This is a genomic window from Streptosporangium sp. NPDC049644 (assembly GCF_040675205.1).
Classification (GTDB): Bacteria; Actinomycetota; Actinomycetes; order Streptosporangiales; family Streptosporangiaceae; genus Streptosporangium; species Streptosporangium fukuiense.
Genome location: NZ_JBFAOJ010000003.1, coordinates 120093 through 145156, shown reverse-complemented (window position 1 = coordinate 145156; position 25064 = coordinate 120093). Strand labels below are relative to the sequence as shown.

16 protein-coding genes are annotated in these 25064 nt (G+C 70.7%); 10 read left to right on the top strand and 6 right to left on the bottom strand.

Features of this window, described 5'->3' with window-relative positions; translation table 11 throughout:
* Positions 1-85: 85 nt before the first annotated feature.
* Positions 86-2536: an FdhF/YdeP family oxidoreductase gene (locus AB0J58_RS02690; RefSeq protein ID WP_364209261.1), complete on the bottom strand. Its 2451-nt coding sequence runs from the start codon at positions 2534-2536 to the stop codon at positions 86-88.
* A gap of 344 nt (positions 2537-2880) precedes the next feature.
* Here AB0J58_RS02690 and AB0J58_RS02685 point away from each other — a divergent pair, with 344 nt between their 5' ends.
* The 6 genes from AB0J58_RS02685 (at position 2881) to AB0J58_RS02660 (ending at position 9576) form a co-directional block, all read left to right on the top strand.
* Complete coding sequence (locus AB0J58_RS02685) at positions 2881-3600, top strand: CPBP family intramembrane glutamic endopeptidase (protein WP_364209258.1); 720 nt, start codon at positions 2881-2883, stop codon at positions 3598-3600.
* Between the two features lie 13 nt (positions 3601-3613).
* Entirely contained in the window at positions 3614-3979 is a 366-nt protein-coding gene (locus tag AB0J58_RS02680) for a PadR family transcriptional regulator (protein WP_364209255.1), read from the top strand.
* Positions 3976-4728 carry a hypothetical protein gene (locus AB0J58_RS02675; protein WP_364209252.1) on the top strand — a complete coding sequence of 251 codons (753 nt, stop codon included), beginning with the start codon at positions 3976-3978 and terminating at the stop codon, positions 4726-4728. The genes AB0J58_RS02680 and AB0J58_RS02675 overlap by 4 nt, the downstream gene beginning before the upstream one ends.
* A gap of 185 nt (positions 4729-4913) precedes the next feature.
* Positions 4914-5375, top strand: a complete 462-nt coding sequence (gene aroQ, locus AB0J58_RS02670) for a type II 3-dehydroquinate dehydratase (RefSeq protein WP_364209249.1) — start codon at positions 4914-4916, stop codon at positions 5373-5375.
* 239 nt (positions 5376-5614) lie between these two features.
* Positions 5615-8422: a CDP-glycerol glycerophosphotransferase family protein gene (locus AB0J58_RS02665; protein ID WP_364209246.1), complete on the top strand. Its 2808-nt coding sequence runs from the start codon at positions 5615-5617 to the stop codon at positions 8420-8422.
* The gene (locus tag AB0J58_RS02660) at positions 8419-9576 is read left to right on the top strand and encodes a glycosyltransferase (RefSeq protein ID WP_364209243.1); all 1158 of its coding nucleotides are present in this window, start codon (positions 8419-8421) and stop codon (positions 9574-9576) included. Before AB0J58_RS02665 ends, AB0J58_RS02660 begins: the two co-directional genes overlap by 4 nt.
* Here AB0J58_RS02660 and AB0J58_RS02655 read toward each other — a convergent pair.
* Genes AB0J58_RS02655 through AB0J58_RS02645 form a run of 3 tightly spaced genes read right to left on the bottom strand, consistent with a single transcriptional unit; the run spans position 9566 to position 12588 of the window.
* The gene (locus AB0J58_RS02655) at positions 9566-10609 is read right to left on the bottom strand and encodes a sulfotransferase (RefSeq protein ID WP_364209240.1); all 1044 of its coding nucleotides are present in this window, start codon (positions 10607-10609) and stop codon (positions 9566-9568) included. The genes AB0J58_RS02660 and AB0J58_RS02655 overlap by 11 nt on opposite strands.
* Position 10610: 1 nt before the next feature.
* Positions 10611-11621, bottom strand: coding sequence for a sulfotransferase (locus AB0J58_RS02650; protein WP_364209237.1), 1011 nt, complete (start codon positions 11619-11621; stop codon positions 10611-10613).
* Between the two features lie 25 nt (positions 11622-11646).
* Entirely contained in the window at positions 11647-12588 is a 942-nt protein-coding gene (locus AB0J58_RS02645; RefSeq protein ID WP_364209234.1) for a CDP-alcohol phosphatidyltransferase family protein, read from the bottom strand.
* A gap of 354 nt (positions 12589-12942) precedes the next feature.
* Here AB0J58_RS02645 and AB0J58_RS02640 point away from each other — a divergent pair, with 354 nt between their 5' ends.
* Positions 12943-13725 carry a hypothetical protein gene (locus AB0J58_RS02640; RefSeq protein WP_364209231.1) on the top strand — a complete coding sequence of 261 codons (783 nt, stop codon included), beginning with the start codon at positions 12943-12945 and terminating at the stop codon, positions 13723-13725.
* A gap of 239 nt (positions 13726-13964) precedes the next feature.
* Here AB0J58_RS02640 and AB0J58_RS02635 read toward each other — a convergent pair whose 3' ends face one another.
* Entirely contained in the window at positions 13965-17375 is a 3411-nt protein-coding gene (locus tag AB0J58_RS02635; RefSeq protein WP_364209228.1) for a bifunctional glycosyltransferase family 2 protein/CDP-glycerol:glycerophosphate glycerophosphotransferase, read from the bottom strand.
* Positions 17376-17801: 426 nt separating this feature from the next.
* On the opposite strand from AB0J58_RS02635, the gene AB0J58_RS02630 reads away from it, so the two are divergent.
* The 3 genes from AB0J58_RS02630 to AB0J58_RS02620 all read left to right on the top strand — a co-directional run bounded on the left by AB0J58_RS02630 (position 17802) and on the right by AB0J58_RS02620 (position 23395).
* A complete protein-coding gene (locus tag AB0J58_RS02630; RefSeq protein ID WP_364209225.1) occupies positions 17802-19280 on the top strand; it encodes an NAD(P)/FAD-dependent oxidoreductase in 1479 nt (492 codons plus the stop codon).
* Between the two features lie 138 nt (positions 19281-19418).
* Positions 19419-22271, top strand: coding sequence for a bifunctional glycosyltransferase family 2 protein/CDP-glycerol:glycerophosphate glycerophosphotransferase (locus AB0J58_RS02625; protein WP_364209223.1), 2853 nt, complete (start codon positions 19419-19421; stop codon positions 22269-22271).
* Positions 22268-23395, top strand: a complete 1128-nt coding sequence (locus AB0J58_RS02620) for a glycosyltransferase (RefSeq protein WP_364209220.1) — start codon at positions 22268-22270, stop codon at positions 23393-23395. The genes AB0J58_RS02625 and AB0J58_RS02620 overlap by 4 nt, the downstream gene beginning before the upstream one ends.
* Here AB0J58_RS02620 and AB0J58_RS02615 read toward each other — a convergent pair.
* The gene (locus tag AB0J58_RS02615) at positions 23335-24993 is read right to left on the bottom strand and encodes a hypothetical protein (RefSeq protein WP_364209217.1); all 1659 of its coding nucleotides are present in this window, start codon (positions 24991-24993) and stop codon (positions 23335-23337) included. The two genes, AB0J58_RS02620 and AB0J58_RS02615, sit on opposite strands and share 61 nt — an antisense overlap.
* Between the last annotated feature and the right edge of the window lie 71 nt (positions 24994-25064).

Below are 25064 nucleotides of genomic sequence, written 5' to 3'. Positions count from 1 at the left end.
TGCTCAGCCAGGCCCGTAGTCTCTCGATCGGATGTCCACAGGCCCGGCACTTCCCTGTCAGAGCTCGCACGTCAGAACCTTTTCCCTACCCGCCCACACCGTGGCCGATCGGGCGTTCGGCCTCGTGCCGGGTCTCGTTCACCATGTGGCCGGCCGCCGGGGTGATCTCGACGACGAGGTGTTTGGCCAGCGGCTGCCCGCTCTGCGGGCTGAAGTCGGTGAGCGCGCAGAGCACGTTCAGCTCGGGCATGTAGCCGATCGCGCTGCCGCGCGGGACGTCGTACGCGAAGGCCCGGTAGCCGTAGACGCTGCGCCTGCTGCCGTCCCTGGCGATGCTGGTGATGTCGACGAGGTCGGTGTCGGCCAGGCCCCGCTCGCGCATGTCGTCGCGGTTCATCAGGACCAGGGTGCGCAGGTTCCTGACGCCCCGGTAGCGGTCGTCGTCGGAGTAGACGGTGGTGTTCCACTGGTCGTGGGAGCGCACCGTGCCCAGCGTCAGGCGGCCCGCCTCCGGGATGACGTTCGGGATCGGAGCCGTGGAGAACTCGGCGCGCCCGGACTCGGTGAGGAAGACCAGATCACGGGCGGGCTGGTGGATCCGGAAGCCCAGCGGCATCCGGACCCGGCGGTTGAAGTCCTCGAATCCGTCGAGGACCTGGGCCATGGTGTCGCGGATGCGGTCGTAGTCGTCGACGTACTCCTGCCAGGGCGTGGCGCTGTCCGGCAGGGTCGCCCGCGCCATGCCGGCGATGATCGCCGGTTCGGAGAGCAGTTGCCGGGAGGCCGGGTTCCGCATGCCGATCGACATGTGCACCATGCTCATCGAGTCCTCGACCGTGACCCCCTGCAGCCTGCGGCGCTGCCAGTCCTTCTCGGTACGGCCGAGACAGGGCAGGATCAGCGCCTTCTCGCCGTGCACCAGGTGGCTGCGGTTGAGCTTGGTGCTGACCTGCACGGTCAGCTCGCAGTTGCGCAGCGCCCGGAAGGTGCCCGGGGTGTCGGGCGTGGCCAGCGCGAAGTTGCCGCCCATGCTCACGAACACCTTGACGTCGCCCCGGTGCATCGCCTCGATGGTGCCGACGGTCTCCAGGCCCCATTCCCTCGGCGGGTCGATGTCGCACACCTCGGCCAGCCGGGAGAGGAACCGCTCGGTCGGGTGGGAGTTGACCCCGCAGGTGCGGTTGCCCTGGACGTTGCTGTGCCCGCGGATGGGGCACGGACCGGCGCCCTCGCGGCCGAGGTTGCCGCGGAGCAGCAGCAGATTGACAATCTCCCGCACGGTGTCGACGCCGTGTTCCTGCTGGGTGACACCCAGGCACCAGCTGATGATGGTCCGGTTGGAACGCAGGTAGACGTCGGCGAGCTCGCGGATCCGCGCCTCACCCACGCCTGACTGGAGTTCCAGCTCCGCCCAGCCGGCCTCGGCGCACACCCGCCGGTAGTCCTCGAAACCGCGCGTGTAGTTGTCGACGAACCCCTGGTCGATCGCCTTCGGGTCGGTCTCCGACGCCTCGAACACGGCCTTCGCGACCCCGCGCAGCAGCGCCAGGTCACCGCCGATCCTCGGTTGCACGTTGAGCGTTCCGGTGCTGGTGGCGTGGAAGGTCCCCATCGCGAGGAGCTCGTGCGGCACGATCGTCTCCCCGGCCGCGGCCTCGACGAGCGGGTTGATGTGCACGATCTGGGCACCGCGCTGGTACGCGTCGACCAGCCAGGTCAGCATGCGCGGCGCGTTGGAGGCCGCGTTGGAGCCGAGGAGGAACAGCGCGTCGGTCTTGCCCCAGTCGTCCAGGTCGACGGTTCCCTTTCCGGTGCCCAGCGCGTTGGTCAGCGCCCGGCCGCTGGCCTCGTGGCACATGTTCGAGCAGTCCGGCAGGTTGTTGGTGCCGAACTCGCGGGCCCAGAGCTGGTAGAGGAACGTGGCCTCGTTGCTCAGCCGCCCGGAGGTGTAGAACGACGCCTGGTCCGGGCTGCTCAGTCTCCTGAGCGTCGAGCCGACCAGCTCGAACGCGTCCGGCCAGGAGATCGGCCGGTACCTGTCGGATTCCGGGTCGTAGACCATCGGCTCGGTCAGCCTGCCCTGGTCCTCCAGCGCGAAGTCGCTCCAGCCGGACAGCTCGGTGACGGTGTGCTCGTCGAAGAACCGGCGCCCGACGCGCTTAGGGGTCATCTCCCAGGTGACGTGCTTGATGCCGTTCTCACAGATGTCCAGACGCAGGCCCTTCCTGTCGTCCGGCCACGCGCATCCCGGGCAGTCGAAACCGTAGCCCTCGTGGTTCATCCGGAAGATCGCCCGGGTCCCCTCGACCGGCTCCCGTGTCTTGGCCAGCATCTTCCCGACGCTGAGCGCCGCACCCCAGCCCGCCGCCGGGTGCCGGTAGTCACGCCTGGAGAAGGGCTCTCCGGTGTTGGGTCCGCGCCCCCGCGCCGGAACCCCCGGCATTCCCTGTCCGAAGTTCTCTCCTGAGGCAAAAATGTCGTCGGCCATGAGCGTTCCCCCCGGGGTGGCGCAGTCGAGCCCGACATGCGTGCACATGCCGCGATATTCCCGGTCTACCGCCCCCGTCCCCACCACAGCCCCAAACAACCTCCCACCCTTGCCCAAGCTTGGGCCATCGAGGCCCCCCACCGAGGACCCCCCACCGAGGACCCCTCAGCGCGGTCCCGGTACGGACAGCCGACCCCAGGAGCTTGGCGATCGAGGCGATGCCGAATCCTGGCCCGGATGGCCTCGGGGACGCACTGCAGCCGACCGTCGGAGGTCTTCAGGCTCGTACCGATTCCGCGCCACGTCTTCGAACATCTTCACCGCAAGCTAGATTGCATTCCTAACTAGCTTGCTCTACGGTCTAGGTAGCAGAACACCTACGGAGGCTTCCCGTGTCATCCCCCTTGGCGCTCGTCCTGGCAGTCGTCCTCGTCGGCTACCTGACCGTCGCCGGCCCACTGCTCGGCAGGCACACCTACGACAAGCTGGCCCGCACCCGCGACCAGGACCCCACGGCCTACCGCCGGATGGTCACGTTCTGGAGCGCCGAGTTGTGGGCGTTGGCCGCCGTGGCGCTGCTCATCGTCGCCGTGGAGCCGAACCTCGATTCCACGGACATCGGTCTGGTGATCAGGGAATCACCGGACGAGGCCCTCGGCACGATCGTCGGCTTCCTGGTCGCCGCCGCGGCCGGCGTGCTCGTCTTCAGAAGGCTGGCCGCCAAGGGCAAGTCCCTCCCCGGCCAGCAGGCCGTCACCCACCTGCTGCCGCGCACCGCGGTCGAGCGCTGGTACGCCGCGGGTCTGTCGGTGACCGCCGGCGTCACCGAGGAGATCGTCTACCGAGGTCTGCTCATCGCGGTCGGCACGGGTGCGCTCGGCCTGAGCAAGGAGGTCGCGGCCTGCTGCGCGTTGGCGGTGTTCGTCGCCGGCCATCTCTACCAGGGCCGACGCGGCATGTTCATGGTCACCCTGGCCGGCTTCGGCCTGACCGTGCTCTACCTGAGGACCGGCAGCCTGCTCATGCCGATCCTGCTGCACGCGCTGATCGACCTTCGCGGCCTGCTGTTCACCCCGCAGCCGCGACGTGAGCTAGTCGGGAACCCAGGCTAGATAGGATCGCTACATGACGAGCGACCGACGCGCGAGCTGGCTCAAGGGTGTGCTCGACCTGCTGGTCCTCGCCAGCCTGACGGCCGGCGAGAACTACGGCTACGAGATCGCCAAGGACCTCGCCGAGTCCGGACTCGGCCAGATCAAGGGCGGCACCCTCTATCCGGTGCTCAACCGGCTGGAGGAGGCGGGGCTGGTCACCGCCGAGTTCCGGGTGACCGAACGCGGACCCGGCCGCCGCTACTACCGGCTAACCGACCAGGGCAGGCGGACACTCGCCGAGCAGAGCGGACTCTGGCTGAACTTCGACGAGTCGGTACGCGCCGTACTGGCCAAGGGCCGCACCGAGACGAGCACACCCGAAGGGGGGCTTCGATGAACAGCCACGTCGACGAGACCACCGGTGACTACTTCGACGAGCTCGCCGTGATCCTGGCCGAGGCGGGCATGCCCGCCGACCGGGTCGGGGCCATGCTGGACGACCTCGCCGGCTACCTCGCCGAGAGCAGCAGCGGCGACCCCGAGGAGGAGTTCGGCCCGGCGGCCGAGCTGGCCCGCGAACTGGCCGTCACCTCGGCCCCGCCCGCCGCGGACGCCCGTACCTGGTGCTGGACCGCCGACCTGTTCCACGACGTCAGGATGCTCAACGAGTACGGCGCCCAGGGGTGGGAGGTCGACGGGATCGACACGAAGGGTCTGTTCGTCAGCACCCGAGACCCCGAGCACCCCCAGCAGTGGGAGTACCGGAGAGAGCTGGTCTCGCCCGGCCGGCGCCGGAGCGTGCTCGACCTGCTCGCCCCCGACGGCTGGGAGCCGTGCGGCAGGTGGGTGTGCTTCGAGTACTTCAAACGGCCCAAGGCCGCCAGCCTGGGGCCCGCCGCGGAGCTGACCACGCCACCGCGAACGCCGGGGCGCAACATCTTCCTCAGTCCGAGGTTCTACGCTCTGATCGCCGGCCTGCTGGCGCTGACGGCGGTGGCCCTGGTATCGGTGTTCCGGGTCGCCGAGACGGAGCTCGACGGCGGCCTCGACACCGTCCTGGGTCTGCTCACCGGAATGACGGTGGGTGTGCTGGCCGTGATGGCCGTACTGTGGCTGGCCGCCCGACGGCGCAACAGGAATCACTGAGCACCGGCCAACGCCGATCAGGTACGGCACCCGCGGCGCCGAGGAGTGCGGTCATTACCCGCTCCCGGTTCCATGGGTCGCCGACCCGCACGCCGCAGGTCCCGCAGGGTGCGGCCGGAGGCGGGCCGCGGCCTTGAGATCGCCGCTCACCCTCCTGGCACCGCCGGTCCCGCGGATGGGTGAGAATGATCCTCGTGACCGGCGTATACGTGCTCAACGGCCCGAACCTGAACCTGCTCGGCACCCGCAGACCCGAGGTCTACGGCACCATGACGCTGCCGGACGTCGAGGAACTGTGCCGCGAGGAGGCCACCCGGCTCGGCCTGGACCTGGTCTTCCATCAGTCCAACCACGAGGGCCGGCTGATCGACTGGATCCACGAGGCCGGGGCGCGCGTCAAGGCCGGTGAGGTCATCGGCGCGGTCTTCAACCCCGGGGCCTACACCCACACCTCGATCGCCCTGCACGACGCCATCGAGGGCACCGAGCTACCGGTCGTCGAGGTGCACATCTCCAACGTGCACCGCCGCGAGTCCTTCCGCCACCACTCGTACATCTCCCCCGTCGCGCGCGGCACCATCGTCGGCCTCGGCACAGACGGCTACCGCCTCGCCATCGACGCCCTGCACAGGATGTCGCTGACGTAGGGGACCACAGGCTCCTCGGGTACGCCACCTGCACAAAGCGTTTTGACCTTTCACCCCGCACAGACCTGTACCAACGAGCGGCCCCCAACCCGCCCTCCCTGCGTCTTGATCCTGGTCGGCGTCAGGCAGTGGCGAGCCGGTAGAAGTGCAGGACTGCCTGTCCCATAGGGCATCAAAAAGAGTGCTATCAGTGGACAAGTGGGACAACGACTCACTTTTTCCCGGGGATAGCACGAAGTGTGATTAGCGTCCCGGAGTGCAGTGTTGTGGTGATTACCTACAACGATGCCGCGCGGCTGCCCAGGGCCGTGCGGTCGGTGCTCCGGCAGTCGCTGCGCAACGTCGAGGTGATCATCGCCGACGACGCGAGCACCGACGAGACGGAGCAGGTCGCCCGGGAGCTGCAGCGCAAGGACGCACGGGTCCGCTACCTGCGCGGGGCGGTCAACAGCGGGGGGTGCGGGACCCCGCGGAACCGGGGCGTGGCGGCCGCGCGGGCGCCGTACGTGATGTTCCTGGACAGCGACGACGAGCTGACCCGGCACGCCTGCAAGAGCATGCTGCTGGAGATCGAGCGGACCGGCGCCGACTTCGTCACCGGGCAGATCGCCCGGCTGTACGAGAAGAGCGGGAAGACCGCGCGCTACTACCCGGCCCTGTTCGCCAGACGCCGGACCGTCGAGGGGATCGCCGAGGAGCCGGAGATGTTCCTCGACTCCTTCAGCACCAACAAGCTCTACCGGGCCGAGTTGCTGCGGCGGTTGCCGTTCCCCGAGGACATGCACTACGAGGACCACGTCTTCAGCACCGCCCTGTACTGCGCGGCGCGGCGGTTCGCCGTGGTCCCGTGGGTGGTCTACCTCTGGCACCGGGCCTCGGCGGAGAGCGACGCGCGGCTGTCGATCTCGCTGAGCCTGACCGACATGTCCAACGTCCGCTCCAGGATCAGGGCGGCCCGGCTGAGCGACGACATCCTGCGCGACAACGGCCTCGGTGACCTGGTACACGAGCGGCAGCGCCGGTTCCTCCGCCAGGACCTGCGGGTCTACCTCAACCCGCTGCCCATGCGGGACCTCGCGTGGGTCGAGGGGTTCATCTCGGTGGTCCGCCCCTACCTGTCCGAACTCGACCCGGCGGTGTTCGAGACGATCGACCCGCTCACCCGGGTCTGCTGTAGTTTCATCCTCGCTGGCCGGCCTGACGAGCTCCTGCAGGCCGCCGCTTCGCTGAACGGACCGAAGGCACCGCCGCGCGTCGCCCTGCGCGAAGAGGGGCGCACCTACTGGGGAACGGTCCCCGACGAGATGCGGGAGATCACCTCGCTCCGGATGGCCGAGCTGCCCTACAGCGCCTCCAGGTTGCGCCACGAGGCGGTCGTCACCGGCCAGGGCACCGTGATCAGGGTGGTGATCAGGACGTACGACCCTTTCGGGGTGCTCGCCGCCACCCCCGGCTGGACCGCGTTCCTGCGCATCGGGAAGCACCGGGTACGGCTGGCGCCGCGCGAGCAGGACGACGGCGGTCTGCTGAGCGAGGCGACGGTCGACCTCGCCGCGCTCAGCCCCGGCCGCCTGGGCTTCGACGGACGCCACGAGCCGGTGGTCGAGATCGTCAACCCCGACGGGAGGGTCACCTCCGACCAGCTGCTGGTCGATTCGTCCAGCCCGCCGTTCGTCGTCGTCGTCCCGTGGCACGAGGTCACCGTCGGCGCGGAGGGGGTCGCCGCGTTCCTGCGGTTGCGCTGGCGCCGCCGGGGAGCGCTCAGGCGACTGGCCCGGGTGGGGCGGGCCGGCCGCAGGCTGCTGCGCAGGTTGGACGGCCCCGAGGTGAAGCTCCGCGTCTACAAGGGGCTGATCTCCGTACTGCCGCCCCGCCGGGATCTGGCCCTGTTCGAGTCCGACGTCGGCGCCGGGTACACCGGGAACCCGCGCTACATCTACGAGGAGCTCAGGCGGCGGGGCACGCCGTTGCGGATGGTCTGGTCGGCGACCGGGACCGCGCACGGCTTTCCTCCCGACGCCAGGCTGGTACGGCGGATGAGCTGGCGGCACATCTGGACCATGGCCAGGGCGGGCTACTGGGTCGACAGCCACGGCATGCCGCTGGCCTATCCCAAGCCGCCGCGCACCCGCTACCTGCAGACCTGGCACGGCCAGGGCATCAAGTCGGTCGGCTTCGACTCGCCCGACCTGCGCGCCGACTTCGACGGGCCGAGGGCGACCTGGCGGGCCGCGGTGGAGCGCTGGGACGCGCTGGTCTCGCCCAGCGCCGAGTTCGAGCGGGTGTTCGTGCCCTCCAACGGCTACCGGGGACGACTGCTGCGCCACGGCTCGCCCCGCTGCGACGTGCTGGTGCACGGTGACCGGGAGGCGGCCAGGCGGGCGAGGGAGCGGCTGGAGATCCCGCACTGGTCCAGGGTGCTGCTGTACGCACCCACCTACCGCGACCGGGCCAAGGGGTCCGGCGAGTCGGTCAGGGCCGACCTGTCCGCGATGGCCGAGGCCCTGGCCGGCGACTGGACGGTGGTCCTGCGCACCCACCCGGTCGAGCGGTTCGAGGTGCCCGAGCAGCTGCGCCACTTCGTCCGCGAGGCCGGGTCGTACCCCGAGGTCAACGACCTGATACTGCTCTCGGACGCGCTGCTGACCGACTACTCGTCGCTGATGTGCGACTACGCGATCACCGGGCGGCCGATGCTGTTCCTGATCGACGACTGGGACGAGTACCGCAGGGTGGAACGCGGGGTCTACCACGACCTGCCCGCGATCGCCCCCGGCCCCTGTCTGACCACCACCGAGGAGCTGATCGAGGCGCTGCGCGACCTCGACGGCGTGACCGTCTCCTTCGCCGCCAGGTACATCGCGTTCCGCAGGCTGTGGTGCGCGGAGGAGAAGGGTCACGCCTCGGCGAAGGTGGTGGACGCCTTCTTCGACCCTCCCTCGGTCCGGATCCCCACGCAGGCTCCCCGGGAGTGGCGCGCTCCGGCCGGGCTGGGACATCTGCCGGGGTTGCGGCGGCCGATCCAGCCGCCCAGGTGGTCGGGGTGAGCGGCGGGCGCACGGAGGCGGTCGTGTTCGCCTGCGTGGACGCCGACACCCTGGGCGGCGTCCAGCGGGTCACCCACACCGTGGCTCAGGGCCTGGCCGAGCGGGGCCACGAGGTGCACGTGATCGGACTGCACCGCGCCAGGAGCCCGTTCCGCTACGTGGAGCGGCCGCGTTACACCAGCCACGTGATCCACCGCACACCGGTGAGCACGCTGTCACCGCTGGGCCGGCGCCGCGAGCGCCGGGAGCTCGACAGGCTGCTGCGCGAGGTGGGGCCGGGGTTCGTCGTGCTCTCCTCGCCCAGTGTGGTCGCCCGGATCAGGGCCCTGCTGCCCGAGCGGCTGCTGCCGATCGGGCAGTACCACGGGTCGTACGAACACGCGCGGGGCTCCTGGCACCTCGACTCGGTCCGCGACCACTACGGCACCCTGGAGAAGGCGGTCTTCCTCAGCGAGCGGGACGCGTGGCTCTTCGCCGAGCACGCGCTGCTGCCCAACACCTGGTCCATCCCGAACCCGCTGCCCGCCTGGCCGTCGGGGACCGCCGGGCTGACCGCCCGCCGGGTGCTCGGGATCGGCAGGCTGGAGGGCGTGAAGCGGTTCGACCGGCTGATCTCGGCCTTCGCCCAGGCCTGTGGCCGTTCCGTCCTCGGCGAGCCCGAGTTGCGGGCGGACCTAGCGAAGGCCCGCCGCGAGGCGGGCGAGGGCTGGGAGCTGCACCTGATCGGCGAGGGGACCGAGCGGCAGCGGCTCACCTCGCACGCCGCGGAATGCGAGGTGAGCGACCGGGTGGTCTTCCGTGGCACGGTGCCCGCGCCCCTGATGGGCGAGGAGTATCTGGGCGGGTCGGTGCTGGCGCTGGCCAGCGAGCACGAGGGGCTGCCGCTGGTGGTCGGTGAGGCGGCGTCCTACGGGGTGCCCTCGGTGGCGTTCGACGTGTCGGGCGGGCTCAGGTCACTCGTACTGGACGGGGAGACCGGGGTGCTGGTGCCCCCGGCCGACGTGACCGCGCTCGCCGCCGCGCTGGCCGAGCTGATGGCCTCGGCCGAGGAGCGGCGGCGGCTGGGGGCCGCCGCCCGCGCTCACGTCGAGGCGTTCCGGCCCGATCGCGTGCTGGATCGGTGGGAGGCCCTGTTCGAGCAGGTCACCCGGTGACCGCCACCGGCTCGTTGCGCGGCATCGGCACTCCCGCCAGCACGATCTGGGCGGAGGTGAGCCGCGCCCCCAGCGGGTTCGGCTCGCGGAGCCGCATCAACCGGTCGAAGGTGATCCGCTTGACCCGGGCCAGCTTCCGCTTGGCCGCGGTCCGCTCGTAGCAGACCAGCCGGGAGGTCTCGACCCTCGGTGCCCCGCTGAGCTCGTACCCGTAGGTCTCCAGGCGGTCGCCGAGCACGCTCTCGCAGAGCGAGACCTCGCCGGGGTCGAGCCGCTCGCGCCAGGAGCCGGTCCGCGTGGTGGTCACCTCGCCGTAGGTGCGCGCGTGCCAGGTCTTCCTGGCGGGTACGGCGATGCCGGCCACCGCGGCCGGGTCGCACATGGCCGGGTGGAAGTCCTCGCCGAGGAACTCGCACAGCCTGCGCAGGTGAGCCTCAGGCTCTGCGGTCAGGTCCTCGTAGCGCAGCTCGTGGTAGCTGCCTTCGGGAAGCCTCGGCGCGCCGTGCCTGGCGAAGTCGATCGCCTCGGCCCAGGCGGAGACCGCGCTGTAGACGCTCCCGTTGTACCAGGGCATCTCCTTCAGCGACGCCACGCAGTCGCGGCCGTCCCTGACCAGGTGCACGAACTGGGCGTCGGGAAAGAGCCGGAGCAGCACGTCGGTGTACTGGAAGTACGAGGGCCGCTTGTCACCCCAGCGCGGCTTGCCGTGCCTGGTCGCGTAGGCGCGCAGCACGATGCCCAGCGCGGAGCCGAGCGTCGGCGGCCCGTCGACGATCTGCCCGAGCACCTCGTCGCGGCCCAGGTCCAGCTCGTGGAAACGTGTCTGGTGCCGGTCGACCACCCACTCGGCCAGCTCGCGCCGGCGCTCCGCGTCGTTGAGGTCGCCGAACTGGAGCCGTCGCTGGTAGGCGGAGACCATGAACCGGGTCTCCGGCGGGATGGCGACGCGCGGGTGGGCGTGCAGCATCAGCTGCAGCATCGTCGTCCCCGAGCGGGGACAGCCCAGGATGAAGATCGGGCGGTCGGGCTTCACGTCAGACCTTCGCCAGCTCGCCGAGCTGCCGGCTGGTGAGCCTCGCGGCCACCGGGCTCGGCTCGCGGAACCGGTTGACGCGGTCGCGGAACTCCTTGCGCCTGCGCGCCCAGCGTCGTTTGGCGGCGGCCTTCTCGCACGCCTGGATGTGGGGCTTGCCCGCCTTGGGCGCGCCGCTCAGCTCGTAGCCGTTGGCGGTCAGCCGCTCGGCCAGGACCGTCTCGCAGACCGAGATCTCCCAGGGCTCCAGCCTGGCCTTCCACGAACCCGCCCTGGCGGTGGTGACATCGCCGTGCGTGTTGCTGTGCCAGACCTTGTGCTGCGGGATCGCCACCCTGGCGACGTGGTACGGCTCGGACATCGCCGGGTCGTAGTCCTCGCCGAGGAACTCACAGAGCTTGCTCAGCTCGGTCTCCGGGTAGGCGGTCAGGTCCTCGTAGCGCAGCTCGTAGTAGCTGTCGGCGGGGAGCTTCCTGGCGTGGTGGCGGCCGTAGTCGATCGCCTCGCTCCAGTTGACCACCGCGTGGAAGACGTCCTTGGTGTACCAGGGCATCTCCTTCAGCGACGCCACGCAGTCGCGGCCGTCCCTGATCAGGTGCACGAACTGGGCGTCCGGGAAGAGCCGCATCAACAGGTCCACGTGGTGGTAGTAGCTGGGCCGCTTGTCACCCCAGCGGCTCTTGCCGTACTGCTCGGCGTACGAGCGGAAGGTGATGCCCATCGCCGAGCCCAGCGTCGGCGGCCCCGCGACGATGTCGTCGATCAGCTTGTCCCCGTCGAGCTTGAGCTCCTTGAACTTGGTGTCCTTGTCGCTCACGATCCACCGGCCGACCCTGCGCCGGTTCCGTTCCTCGCGCAGGTCCCCGAAGGAGAACCTGCGGTAGTAGCCGGGCACCACGAACCGTGTCTCCGGAGGCACCGCGATACGTGGATGCGAGTGCAGCATCAGCTGCAACATGGTGGTGCCTGAACGTGGACAACCGATCACGAAGATCGGGCGGTCGGACTGCATGACAACGAACCCCCGTAAAGCTTGGTCAAACAGATACGCGCGGCACCTTCTCCACCAGCGGCGCGGCGGGCACCACCCGGGAGAAGAGCCACATTCGATAGATCAGGAAGACCTCGTTCAGCAGAAGCAGCGCCCCGGAGGCGACCGCGAGGGGCACCAGGGCGACCCTCCCCACCAGCGGGGCGACCACGAACACCGCGGCGTGGAACTCGATGCCGCTGATCAGATGGCTCCGCACCCGGCGACGGGCCAGCAGGCGGCCGAACCTGCGGGGCAGCCTCGACCGTTTGCCGCCCCGCGGCCTCGGCCTCCGTTCCTCGAAGGGGACGATCCGCATCGGCTCGCGGGGGGTGATGGCCTCGCGGGGCATGACGACCTCGACGGGCCTGACGTGCCCGGCGTGTCCGGCGGCCAGCACGGCCTCCACGGGCCTGGCGTGTCCCGGAGCCGCCACGGACTCGACGGCCGCCAGGCGGCCGAGCCGGTTCTCCTTGACCACCTCGCGCACGCGCTTCATCTGCGGCGCGTTCACGTAACGGAACAGGTCGAGCACCGCCACCCCCGCGCCGAGCAGGATGTAGGCGACCTCCCCCGTCACCGCGTACTGCCCGGACGCCAGCCCCGCGGCGCAGCAGACCACCCTGATCCGGTCGCCCACGTAGTCGAGCCAGAGTCCGAACGCGGTGCCCGTCCCCTTGAGCCGGGCGATCTTCCCGTCCATGCAGTCGACCATGAAGCTCAGGTAGAACAGCAGTGCCCCGGGCACCAGCCGTCCGGCCGCGAAGCAGATCGCCGAGCACATCCCGAGAATCAGGGAGAAGCGAGTGAGCCCGTTGGGGGTGATGGACGTATGGTTGGCGACGAGCAGGGTGAGCCTGCACGCCACCGGATCAACCAGGAAAACGGTCCACCAGGAGTCTTTTCGTTTCCGGGTCGCGTGGACGTCGTCCAACGAATAGGCCCTCATGCATCCCAGCATGGCCACGCCACGTCTCCTGCCATCTACACTCTGTAACTACTAGAAGATCTCCATGCCACTTCTTGACCGGCCCGCGCCACAGTGATCGGCGGCTTTGGGGGCACGAAGGGCCGGGGAGGGATTCCCCGGCCCTTCGCCGTGCCCACCGCCTCCCGGCACCGTCCCCGCGTCGGCAGCCGTACCGACCACACGGGACCGGGCCGGGCACGGGTGCGCTGTCGAAACCGGCTCCGGCCGGACCTGAAAGGGCGGCCGAGGCCGACGATTCCAAGAAATGCCCAACCAAGGCGCAAGTCGCTCTGAAGATCATGAGTTTCCGCTATCGGCAAACGGAGGAACCTCATGATCGGAAAAACGGCGACGCTGTTGAGCGCGCTACTGCTCGGCGGTCTGCTGAGCGCCGCTCCCGCCCAGGCGGACACGCCCCCCGCCGGGCCGCCCGCGCTGTCAGCATCGGGAGCGCCGGCCGAGAGCGAGACGCCGGCGCAGAGCGCCGGCGACCTCGCACCGGCCAACCTGACCATCCGCTACATGCTGACGAAGCTCTTCCGCGGCACCTGCGACGGCTCCTTCCCGCTGACGGCCGAGGCGATGATCACGTCGGACGTCGACACGGACGTCGAGTACCGGATCGTCGTCGACGGCCAGCCGAGCCCGACCAGGACGCAGCGGGTCAGAGCCGGGGTCAGAAACTACCTCGGCGACTTCTGGTACAACACCTCGATGGGCCCCGGCAGCGGCCGGGTGCGCATCGAGGTGCTGAACCACAACCAGCCGTCCAAGGAGGAGGCCTACAGCTGGAAGTGCATGCTGCCCACGACGAACCCCGTACGCATCGGCGAGATCTCGCCGACGGCCTACTACGGCGACTGCGCCGAGGCGCCGTACCTGACCGCGTACGGCGCCTTCGAGGCACGGCCCGGCGTGGTGATCACCTATCGCTGGAGCATCGACGGGGTGCAGACGGCCTCCAACACGCTCGTCGTGCCGCCGAACGGGGTCCTCGAAGTGCAGGCCCCCTACTGGTGGCGGGAACCGAAGCAGGGCGGGACCATCGGGTTGGAGGTGCTGAACCACCAGGTGAGCAAGCTCTCGGCGACCTACCCCGTCACGTGCCAGAGCTAGGCGGTGATCCGCTCCTGACCGGCGCGGGCGTCGCGGCACTCGCCGGGTAGAACCCCACCGGCGTCATCCCCGGCCCCCGGCCAAGGGGCAAGGGCGCCGACACCGCGCGGGCGGTCGGCAGTCAGGAGACCCGGGAAGCGGGTCCCGGTCACGGCGGGCGCCGGCCGTGGTCCGCCACGACGCGACCGCCCGCCCGGCCGTTCCGCCGCCCGCAGGTGCGCGACAAGCGGCTGCGACTGTCAGCCGAACACCCGGTCCACCGCCCGCGCCGCCGCGCCGCCGTCCTCCAGCGGGCAGAACCTGGCGGTGAAGGCGTCGTACAGCCTCAGGTACTTGGTACGCACCTCGTCGACGTCCCGCACGGCTTCCACCACCTCCTCGGTCGTGCGCAGCAGCGGGCCCGGGGCCTCGGCCTCGAAGTCGAAGTTGAAGCCGCGCACCTCGTCGCGGTAGTGCTCCAGGTCGTAGGTGTAGAACAGCATCGGCTTCCCGGTCACCGCGAAGTCGAACATCGCCGACGAGTAGTCCGTGATCAGCATGTCCGCGACCAGGTAAAGCTCCTGGATATCCGGATATATCGAGACATCGAGGACGAAGTCCCTGCCGACCCGGGGCACCCGGTCGGTGACGCTCGGGTGCTTGCGGATCATGAGCACATGGTCGTCACCGAGCTCCTCCGACATCCGCTGCAGGTCCAGGCGCAGGTCCAGCCGGTAGCGCCCCCTGCTGTAGAACTTGTCGTCGCGCCACGTCGGGGCGTACAGGATCACCTTCCTGCCCTCGGGCAGGCCGAGCCGCTCCCGGATCGCCGCGGCTCCGTCGCGGCGGAGCAGGTCGGCGCGGGGAGAGCCGATCTCCAGGATCTCCCCCTCGAAGCGCAGGGCGCTGTCCAGGACCGAGGTGCACCAGGGGCTCGGCGAGATCAGATGGCTCCACCTGGCGACGGTCCTGGCCAGCCGCTCGTGATGGTCGGGCCTGGCGAACAGCACCTTCTCGATGTCGAAGCCGACGCGCTTCAGCGGGGTGCCGCGCCAGGTCTGCAGCACCGTCTGGTCCGGCCTGCGCTCGAACCAGGAGGGCAGGTGGCTGTTGGTGACGACGTACCGGCAGCGGGCCAGCGCGTCGTAGAACTCCCGCCCGTACCGCCGGATCGGCGCCACCCCCTCGGGCAACTCCACCTGCCCGTCCCTGACCACCCACATGAACTCCAGGTCGGCGCCCCGGCGCACCAGCTCCTCGTAGATCGCCTTCGGGCTGTCGGAGAACTGCCTGCCGTCGTAGCTGTCGAAGAGGACGGCGGGCCGCAGCGCCTCCTGGCACTTGGCCGGATAGAAGTCCTCGCGCAGCAGCCGCTGCTGCTTCGGCCGGCCCGAGGCGCGCAGGTCGTCACTCACCGTGAAGACGGCCTCGGAGGTCAGGTCGGTGTCAAAGGTGAACGTACGGGTGGCGGAGACGTGCTCCAGCGGCGCGGACAGCCGGAACTCCACCCGCATGTCGCCCGCGTCGGTACGGATCGAGAAACCGTGCGTGCCCGCCGGCAGCGGCAGCCGTCCGCCGAGCGTGGCGGTTCCCTCGGGCGTCACCGTGGCGCTGCCGCCGACGATCGGGAAGAGCCGCTCGTTGAACCGGTTGCGCGAGGTGAGGACCAGCCACGCCTGGCCGTCGATGGGGCGCATCGCGGCCCCGCTCAGCGCCAGGTGTCCCCGCTCGGTCCACTCCACCCGCTCCACGTAGAACGTCGGCCGCTGCTCGCGCAGCACCAGCCCGCCCGTCCGCGACCTGTCGAGCACCACGTCCCGGCCGCGGAGCCGGTGCAGGCCGCGCTCCACGTCACGCTCGACGACCAGCGGCCGGGCGTCACCCTGTTCCGAGACGATCTCGAAGTGCCATTCGGCCCCGGGATTGAGCGCGCTCATCTCCAGGCTCGCCGGGTCCAGACCGGGCCAGCGATCGGACAGCACCTCGTCGAGGTCGATCACCGCTTCGAAGGCGCCGTCCGCGATGGCCATCGGGTAGCGCCGGTCACGGCCGCCCTGCGGCCGGGTCAGCCGCAGCACCGGCGCGGCGCCGAGGTCCTCGCCGCACCGGCCGGTGACCCGCAGCCTGCCCTCGGCCACCCGGTGACCGGTGACCCGGCCGCCGGGCCGCTCCACCCTGAGCCTGAACTCCTCGGCCGGCGTCCACTCCGTCCACGCCACGCTCCCCGAGGGGTCCTCGGTGAGCTCCAGCCGCCGCGCGGCCGGGCTCGGCTGGGCCAGCCTGCCTCTCCGCAGCAGGCCCCGGGAGAGCACGCACAGGTCGACACGCCAGGACGAGCCGGCGGGAAGCCCGGCCGGGTCGACGGCCAGCCGGAACCCGCACCAGTCCTTGCGCCTGCGCGGGCCCGTGTCCACCAGCGACAGACCCCGTTTGACCGTGACCGGGAGCCGGATCCTGCGCCCGGTCCCCTCTGGAACCAGCCAGGCGAAGACGTGCTGCTGGATCCGCCGGCGGGGACGCAGGTAGCGCGGCGAGACCCGGCCCTCGACGACCAGCCTGTCGTCCTTCCAGTCCAGGCTGTCCACCCGCTGCCGCAGGTCGAGCTCCTCGCGCATCCGGGTGGCGGACCGCTCGACGGATACCGGGCTGTTGAGGTGGTACCCGCGGATGCTCCCGCCGCCGACCCGGACCGTCGGCTTGACCGTCCGGTCCCACTCCAGCAGCTGGACCAGGTCGTCCATCCGGCGTTCCCGTACCAGAGCCCACTTCGCCCGGCGCTGCGCGGGGATGCGCGAGAGGACCTTCGGCCCCGCCTGGTCGAGGTAGGCACAGGCCAGGTCGAGGAAGCGCCGCTGGGACTCCTCGCCCGCCTGGTCGAGCACCTGCAGGAAGTTCGGCAGGTCGCTGTCGAGGACCATCCGGTCCCACGCGGGCAGGTGCTCGGCCCTGCCGGTGTCGATCAGGAAGCGGCGCACGGAGTTGACCGCGGCGAACCGGTCCTCGATGCCCTTGACGTGCCCCCGGTTCTGGGTGATCGAGACGCTCTCCCCCTCCCGCTCCCGCCACAGGTAGACCGGGGTGGAGAGCACGTCCACCGCCCGGGCCAGGAAGTGCGCGGGCAGGGAGACCGCGATGTCCTCCCAGAGCACCCCCTGGGGAAAGCTCAGCCCGTGCTCGTCCCAGAAGGAGCGGCGCCAGAGCTTGTTCGTGACCAGCCGGTCCTTGAGCAGGATCTCGTCACGGGTCACGTGGGTTCGCCGGGCGGAGTTGGCGAAGATCGTCTTGTGCATCGCCGACTGGCGCACCCCCTGCCCGCTGAAACGCAGCACGTTGCCGGTGGCGAGATCCGAACCGCTCTCCTGAAGGCTGCACACCATCGTCTCGATCGCCGTCAGCGGGAGCATGTCGTCGCTGTCGACGAAGGCGAGGAACTCGCCGGTGGCGTGTCTCACGCCGGTGTTGCGCGCGGTGCCCAGGCCCGCGTTCTCCTGCCGGATCAGCCGGAACCGCGCGTCGCGCGCGGCGAACGCCTCGGCGATCTCCGCGCTGGAGTCGGGAGAGCCGTCGTCCACCATGACGACCTCGATGTCACCCCAGGTCTGCGCGACCAACGACTCCAGGCACGCCTCAAGGTACGGTTCCACGTCGTAGATGGGCACGATGATGCTCACTGGGGCCACGATCGGTCCTCCGGTAGTCGAAAGCTCACAGTCCGGTCCGTCCGCGCGAACACCGGACACGCCACGCAGGTGAAGATCCACTCATCGTGGAAGACGTCCCGGGCGCGTGGCGGGGCCCGGCGGCCATGCGCGCGAGGTGGACGTCACGTCAGCAGCATGGCTTCGCGGCCGATGGGGCGTGCCCAAAATATGACCGCGATGGACTGAGCAGACCGAGACTTGACCATTCCTCGCACCCGGCCCGCCCCCGCCTCCGGCCCGCGGTGCGGCAACGCCTTCACCATGCCCTGGTCAAGGCTGGGAATGCACACGTCCTAGTAAGTCGTAATGACCCTTCGGTCCCCCCGGACCGTCCGACACCATCGGGTGACCGAGACGGGCGAGATCGCAGGAAACGGCATTCGCGGGGGGAAGCGCATGGACTCAACAGTCGTCGTGGGAGCGGGGCCCGCCGGGCTCACCGCGGCCTACGAGCTGGCCCGGCGAGGACACCCGTGCGAGGTCTTCGAAGCCGACCGGGTGGTCGGCGGGATCAGCAGGACCGAGGAACGCGACGGCTGGCGCTTCGACATCGGCGGACACCGCTTCTTCACGAAGGTGTCGCGGGTGACGGACTTCTGGAACGAGATCCTCGGTGAGGAGGACTTCCTGCTCCGCCCGAGGATGAGCCGCATCCACTACGGGGGCCGTTTCTACGACTACCCGCTCAGGGCCTCCAACGCCCTGCGCAATCTCGGTGTCCTCGAATCCGCGCGATGTGTCGGCTCCTACGCCTGGGCCCGGATCAGGCCGCCTGCGGACCAGTCCACCTTCGAGGGCTGGGTCACGGCCAGATTCGGCAGCCGTCTCTACGGGATCTTCTTCAAGACCTACACCGAGAAGGTGTGGGGCGTTCCCGCGGAGAGCATCCAGGCCGACTGGGCCGCGCAGCGGATCAGGAACCTCTCCCTGGGCAGGGCGATCGCCGGCGCGCTGCTGCCCGGCAGGAACAGCAAGGAGGTCACCAGCCTCATCGAGGAGTTCCGCTACCCCAAGCTGGGGCCGGGCATGATGTGGGAGGCCTGCGCCGACCGGGTCCGCGAGCGGGGTTCCACGGTGCGCCTCGGCACCCGGGTCGAACGCGTCCGCCGCCACCGGGGCCGGCTGGCCCTCACCGTCCGCACGGGCGGGGGCGAGGGCACCGTCCGCGAGGTGTACTGCGACAATCTCATCTCCTCGATGCCGCTCAGCGCCCTGATCCACGCACTCGGGCCCGACGTGCCGGACATCGTCGCCGAGGCGGCCGCGGGGCTGAGGTACCGCGACTTCCTCACCGTCGCGCTGGTCGTCCCCGAACGGTTCTCCTTCCCCGACAACTGGATCTACATCCACTCCCCCGAGGTACGGCTCGGCCGGGTGCAGAACTACGGTTCCTGGTCGCCGTACCTGGTGCGGGCCGGACGGACCTGCCTCGGCCTGGAGTACTTCGTCAACGAGGGCGACGACCTGTGGCGGATGCCCGATGACGACCTCGTCGCGTTCGGCACCCGGGAGCTGGAACACCTGGGCCTGGTCACCCCCGGTGAGGTCCAGCGGGGCTACGTGGTGCGGATGCCGAAGGCCTACCCGGTCTACGACGCCGGCTACGTCCACAACGTGGAGGTGCTCAGGAAGTACCTCGACGTGGAGTGGCCGCGAATCCACCCGGTCGGCCGCAACGGCATGCACCGGTACAACAACCAGGACCACTCCATGCTCACCGCGATGCTGACCGTGGAGAACCTCGTCGACGGCGCCAGGCACGACGTCTGGGAGGTCAACGTCGACGCGGAGTACCACGAGGAGCGCGCGGGCCACCGGACCACGAGGGGCACCGGCCGCGACGCCCCCGTCCTCCTCGGCCCTGCGACCCACTGACCTGACACCCCCGTCATCGACGGACGCCGACAGACACCGGCGGAACACCGAAACCGGCAATCCCATGACGCCTTACCCGGCCGCTGCCGGCCGCTGCGGGTCAAGGCTCTCCTCCCAGCCGCCCTGGAGTTGCGCATCATGACACAGCGTTACACGGTCCCGGACGTCAGCGTGATCGTCATCACCTACAACGACGCGCCCCGGTTACCCCGGGCGGTACGCTCCGTACTCGGCCAGACGCTCAAGAACCTCGAAGTGATCGTCGTGGACGACTGCTCGGGCGACGACACCCCCGCGGTGGCCAAGGCGCTCGCCGAGGAGGACGGCCGGGTCCGCTACGTGCGGCTGCCCGCCAACAGCGGCGGTTGCGGCGCCCCCCGGAACGCGGGCATGGACGTCGCCCGCGCACCCTTCCTGATGTTCCTCGACAGTGACGACGAACTGCCCAGGCACGCCTGCAAGAGCCTGCTGCTGGAGGCGGAGGCGACCGGCGCCGACTTCGTCATGGGCACCGTGGAACGCGTCGACGAGGCGAGTGGCGCCGTCACCCTCTGGTACCCCCGGCTGTTCGCGGAGCGCCGGATCGTGGACGACATCCGCGCCGAACCCGAACTCCTCTTCAACTGCCTGGCCACCAACAAGCTGTACCGGCGGACCTTCCTGGACGGCACCGGCATCCGGTTCCACGAGGACATCCACCACGAGGACATCGTCTGGTCGACGGAGCTGTTCTGCCGCAGCAAGCTGTTCGCCGTCGTCCCGTGGCCCGTCTACCGCTGGCTGCTCGCCGCCACGCCCGCGACCAGGTCGATCTCGTCGCGGCGGCACGAGCTGGAGAACGTGCGCCAGCGCGTCACGGCCGCCCTGCTGAGCGACCGCGTGCTGGCCGCCACCCACTCCCTCGATCTCAAAGAGGACAAGGACTTCCGCTTCCTCTCCCACGACCTCCGCCTCTACCTGGGCGACCTGCCCCAGCGCGACCCGGCGTGGATCGCCGAGTTCGCCGACCTCGTCATCCCGTACGTGGACACGCTCGAACCCGCGGCGATCAAGCGGCTGAGCAGGGCCGAGCGGGTCTGCCTCCAGCTCGTCCGCGAGCGGCGCGGTGCCGAGGCGGCGCTCGCCGCCGTCGAGCTGGGGGCCAGGCACTCGGTGCCGCCCCGGGCGGTCACCGCGGAAGGCGGGCGGGTGTTCTGGGGGGCGACGCCCCCGCTGAGCGAGCAGGGCAGGAGCGAGCTGGACGTCACCGAGCTGCACCTGGCGGAGCAACCGCTGGCCGGCGCGCTGCTCCGGCACGAGCTCGTCGACCTGAAGGCGTCGAGGGACGAGGTCCGGTTGCGCCTGCGGACCTACGACCCCGGCCGGGTGCTCGACGGCCGCTCGCTGACCGCCTGGCTGCACATCGGCGGCAGGAAGAAGACGATCGCCGCGATCCCCTTCGAGCCGGCACCCGCCGCGACCGAGCCGCCCCGGGGAGCGCGGGAGCGTCGGGGGCTGGAGGGACAGTGGGACCCGGAGGAGGCGGAGGGCACCCAGATCCCCGAGGGGACGGGCATCCTGGAGGCGACGGTGTCGATCTCCCTGCCCGAGCTGGACTGGCCGGACAACGCCGTCAGGCCGCAGGCGGTCACGATCTCGCTCCACGAGGGTGAGCGCCGCAACACCAGGCCCCTGCTGGCGCCCCCCAGCCTGTCGTTCACCTCCGTGGGCACGGTGGGCACCGGCCGCCTGGTCCTGGAGGCATCCGCCGACATCCCGTTCCGGCTCGTGGCGCGCAGGCTCGGCCACGTGCCCGCGCGACGCCTGCCGAGCATGGCGGAGCTCTGGCAACACCTGCTGTCCGACCTGGCCACCCCCCGCAACCTGGGTCGCTTCTACCGGCTGGTCAGCGCGACGGTGCCGGTCAACCGCCGTCTGGTGCTCTTCGAGTCCGCCGAGGGGAGCGGCTACACCGGCAACCCGCGCTACGTCTACGAGGAGCTGCAGCGGCGCGCGGGCGGCCTGCGCGCGGTCTGGTCCCACGCGGGCGTCCCCGAGCGCTTTCCCGAGGACGTCGACCTCGTCCGGCGCGACACCTTCCGCTACGCCTGGACCCTGGCGCGCGCCGGCTACTGGGTGGACAGCCACAACCTCCCCTACTGCTACCGCAAGCGCAAGGGCACCCGCTACCTGCAGACCTGGCACGGCCAGGTGTTCAAGAAGATGGGGCTGGACGAGCCCCGCCACCGGACGCAGCCCGCCCTGGCCAGGAAGTACGCCGAGGCGGTGGCGCGCTGGGACATGCTGCTCACCCCGGGCCGCGACTTCCGCCGGGACTTCGCCGAGGCCAGCGGCTTCAAGGGCGAGCTGTTGCACGCCGGCTACCCGCGTACCGACGTGCTGGTGCGGCACGCCGAACCGGCGCAGCGCGAGCGGGCGCGGCGGGTCAGGGAGTTCTTCGAGGTCCCGGCCGGAAAGCGGGTGGTCCTCTACGCGCCCACCTACCGCGACAACGGGCGTTTCAGCGGCGAGTCACTCCGGATCGACCTGCCGGCCCTCGCCGCCACGCTCCGCCCGGACTGGGTGATCCTGGTCCGCGCCCACCCCTACGACCGCTTCACGGTGCCCGACCCGCTCGGCTGGCTGGCCCGGGACGCCTCGGCGTATCCCGAGGTCAACGACCTGATGCTGGCCTCCGACGTGCTGGTGACGGACTACTCCTCGATCATGTTCGACTATGCCTGCCTCGGCCGGCCGATCCTCTACTACGTCGACGACCACGAACGCTACGCCGCCGCCCAGCGGGGGGTCTGCTTCGACCTGGCCGAGGTCGCCCCCGGGCCGCTGCTGCGCGACCCGGGCGAACTCGCCGCCGCGCTGGAGGAGCTCGGTGAGATCACCGAACGGTACCGGCGGCGCTACGCGGAGTTCCGCGACCGCTGGTGCGGCCTCGACGACGGGCAGGCGAGCGGCAAGGTCGTGGACGCCTTCTTCCCGGAGGTCGTGCGATGAGAGCGCGAAACGTCATCTTCCTCAGCACCGACGGCGACTCGATGGGCGGGTCCCAGCGGGTCATCCACACCCTGGCCCAGGGCCTCGCCACCCGCGGGCACCGGGTGAGGTTGGTCAGCATCAACCCCTCCAGGCAGCCGCACACCTACTTCGCCGACCCCCTCTACCGGCACGCCACGCTGTACGACACGCCCGTCCCCGAGGCCGCCCCCCGCTCGCTCCCGTGGCGCAGGGCGAAGGCGCGGCGGACCCCGGAGGAGGTCGCCACCGCCAGGCAGCGGCTGCTCCGGCTGACCGACCGGATCGACGGCGGCTACCTGGTCATCGCCTCGCCCTGGGCCGCCCACTGGATCGCCGACCTGCCCATGCCGCACATCGCCAAGGTCGGCCAGTACCACCAGTCGTACGCCGAGGCCGTGGACTCCCCGAACCTTCGGTTGATCAAGAAGTACTACGCGCACCTCGACAAGGCGCTCTTCCTCTGCGACGACTACGCCGCGTCCTTCACCAACCACCGGCTCGCCAACTGCGGGACCATGCTGAACCCGGTCGGTGTCTTTCCCGAGAAGGCCGCCGCGCTGCGCAACCCGCGGATCGTCTCGGCGGGACGGCTGGTCAGGGTGAAGCGGATCGACCTGCTGATCGACGCCTTCGCCGCCGCGGCCCCCGCCGTCGCCGAACCGTGGGAGCTGCACATCATCGGCGACGGGCCGCTCAGGGCGGCGCTGGAGGCGCAGGCCGCCGAGACCGGCCTCGGCGACCGGATCGTCTTCCGCGGGCAGGTCGAGAACGTCGAGGCCGAGTACCTCGACGCCTCCATCGTCACCCTGAGCAGCGACTTCGAGGGATGGGGGCTGGTCCTCGCCGAGGGCGCGGCCTGCGGGCTGCCCGCCGTGGCCTGCGACGCCTCGGCGGGGGTCAGGACGCTGGTCGCGGACGGCGACAACGGCGTGCTGGCCGAACCCGGGAACGCGGGGAGCTTCGCCGCCGCCCTGGAGCGCCTCATGTCCGACGCCGAGTTGCGCGGGCGGATGGGGGCCAGGGGCAGGGAACGGATGAGGGCCTACCGGCTGCCCCGCGTCCTGGACCGCTGGGAGGCGCTGTTCGACGAGATCGACCGCTGACGTGGCGGTGTCCGCATCTCCCGCAGCAGGAGCGGAACGAACAGGACACCGACGAAGATCGGCGCCACCATGAACCGGAAGTCCGGCGCGGTGTTGGTGAGGATCACGCCGAGCTGCTGTCCCGCGACCACGGCCGCCCCCGCGAGCGCCGCCCCGCTCCCGGTCCGCCGCCACGCGAGCGCGGCCGCCGCGTAGCCGAGGTAGCACCAGAAGGGCGCCCGCCAGAGCAGCCACTCAAGCTGCCTGACCGTGCTCGCGTCCAGCGCGGACAGCCCGGCGGCCCGCAGACCGGCGGAGAACGGCCGCTGCCGCATCGCCGAGGCCGCCGGGGTGCCCTCCCAGCCGTCGGGGAGCCGGGGATCGCGCAACGAGAAGCGATAGAGCTCGCCGCCGGGCTCGCCCGAGGTCGAACCGACCTGCCAGGCGAGCGCGGCGCGGCAGACCCGGGCGCTCAGCAGCACACCGGGCGCGCGGACCAGCAGCCCGCGCCAGAGTTCCAGCACCTCGGAGATCCGCTGCTCGGCCCGCGAGTGGCTGAAGGCGGGGTCGAAGAAGACGCGCGCCATGGTCTGGCAGGTCGCCCCCCGCCGCCAGGCGCGCAGCGGGGCGATGGTGGCGAGGAGCGTCCGCTGCTCGCGGTCGAAGAGCCGGGGGCGCTCCCCGTACGCCACGGCGAGATCGCCGAACACCGTCTGGTAGGCGAACGAGCGGGACGGCGGCGCGATGCCCATCGCCGGGTAGCCGGCGCCCAGCAACAGCAGCGGCGTCGCCACCGCCGCCGCGGCCACCGCCGCCAGCGGGCGGCGGGCCGCGGGCAGCAGCGGGAGCAGCAGGATCGCGGCGATCAGCGCGACGAGGAAGCCGTTGTTCCTGAACAACCCCAGCCCGGCGAGTTCGGCACCGAGGGCGGCCAGCCGCGGATCCCAGGTCCACCCGCCCTTGAGCACCCTGTTCCTGAGCGTGTCCCGCGCCCCGGCCGTGCGCCGCACGGCGACGGACCCGGTCGCGAGCCGCACAGCGGCCGGCCCGGCCGCGAGCCGCACGGCGGTGCCCGCGGCCAGCACCGCGCACACCGTGAACGGCACGTCCTTCCACATCGTCACCGTGAAGGCGCCGAGCGGCGGTGACAGCACCGCGCATCCCAGCGCCGCGAGCAGCCCGCGCCCGCGCACGCCCAGCGACCTGAGCGCGCCCGCGAGGTGGGCCAGCGCGGCGGCCATCGCCGCCGTCTGCGCGAGGGTGACCGGGGACAGGTCGCCGGTCACCCTCAGCGAGAGGCCCAGCAGGGCGTCGTAGGCGACCGACTGGCCGGCCACCCAGGGACCCGTCGTGACGTGCGCGACGTAGGTGACGGAGTCCGGGCTCATCAGCCCGGGATGGAGGGCGAGCCACCAGCCGAGCAGCACGAGCTGGCCGGTCGCGTAACAGGCGAGGGTGAACCGCCGGTCGCGGGTGTCGCGGACACCGCCCCGCCTCCTCTCGGCCGAGGGCGGCTCCACCGTGGCGATCGTCATGCTCTCCCCAGCGTTTTCCGGCAGGGGGCCGTTGCCCATCATCGGGCGGCGGCGGGACGCGCCCACGCCGCTATACACAGTCATGACCTGGGGAAACAGCAAGTTTGCTGGAGGGTGCGCGGGGTGCCGCGATCACCGGAGCATATGGGCTTTCA

Coding starts and splice junctions, on each gene's coding strand:
- AB0J58_RS02690 (WP_364209261.1), bottom strand. CDS start 2,536: ATGTGCACGCATGTCGGGCTCGACTGCGCCACCCCGGGGGGAACGCTC.
- AB0J58_RS02680 (WP_364209255.1), top strand. CDS start 3,614: ATGACGAGCGACCGACGCGCGAGCTGGCTCAAGGGTGTGCTCGACCTG.
- AB0J58_RS02675 (WP_364209252.1), top strand. CDS start 3,976: ATGAACAGCCACGTCGACGAGACCACCGGTGACTACTTCGACGAGCTC.
- aroQ (WP_364209249.1), top strand. CDS start 4,914: ATGATCCTCGTGACCGGCGTATACGTGCTCAACGGCCCGAACCTGAAC.
- AB0J58_RS02650 (WP_364209237.1), bottom strand. CDS start 11,621: ATGCAGTCCGACCGCCCGATCTTCGTGATCGGTTGTCCACGTTCAGGC.
- AB0J58_RS02645 (WP_364209234.1), bottom strand. CDS start 12,588: ATGAGGGCCTATTCGTTGGACGACGTCCACGCGACCCGGAAACGAAAA.
- AB0J58_RS02640 (WP_364209231.1), top strand. CDS start 12,943: ATGATCGGAAAAACGGCGACGCTGTTGAGCGCGCTACTGCTCGGCGGT.
- AB0J58_RS02630 (WP_364209225.1), top strand. CDS start 17,802: ATGGACTCAACAGTCGTCGTGGGAGCGGGGCCCGCCGGGCTCACCGCG.
- AB0J58_RS02625 (WP_364209223.1), top strand. CDS start 19,419: ATGACACAGCGTTACACGGTCCCGGACGTCAGCGTGATCGTCATCACC.
- AB0J58_RS02620 (WP_364209220.1), top strand. CDS start 22,268: ATGAGAGCGCGAAACGTCATCTTCCTCAGCACCGACGGCGACTCGATG.
- AB0J58_RS02615 (WP_364209217.1), bottom strand. CDS start 24,993: ATGACTGTGTATAGCGGCGTGGGCGCGTCCCGCCGCCGCCCGATGATG.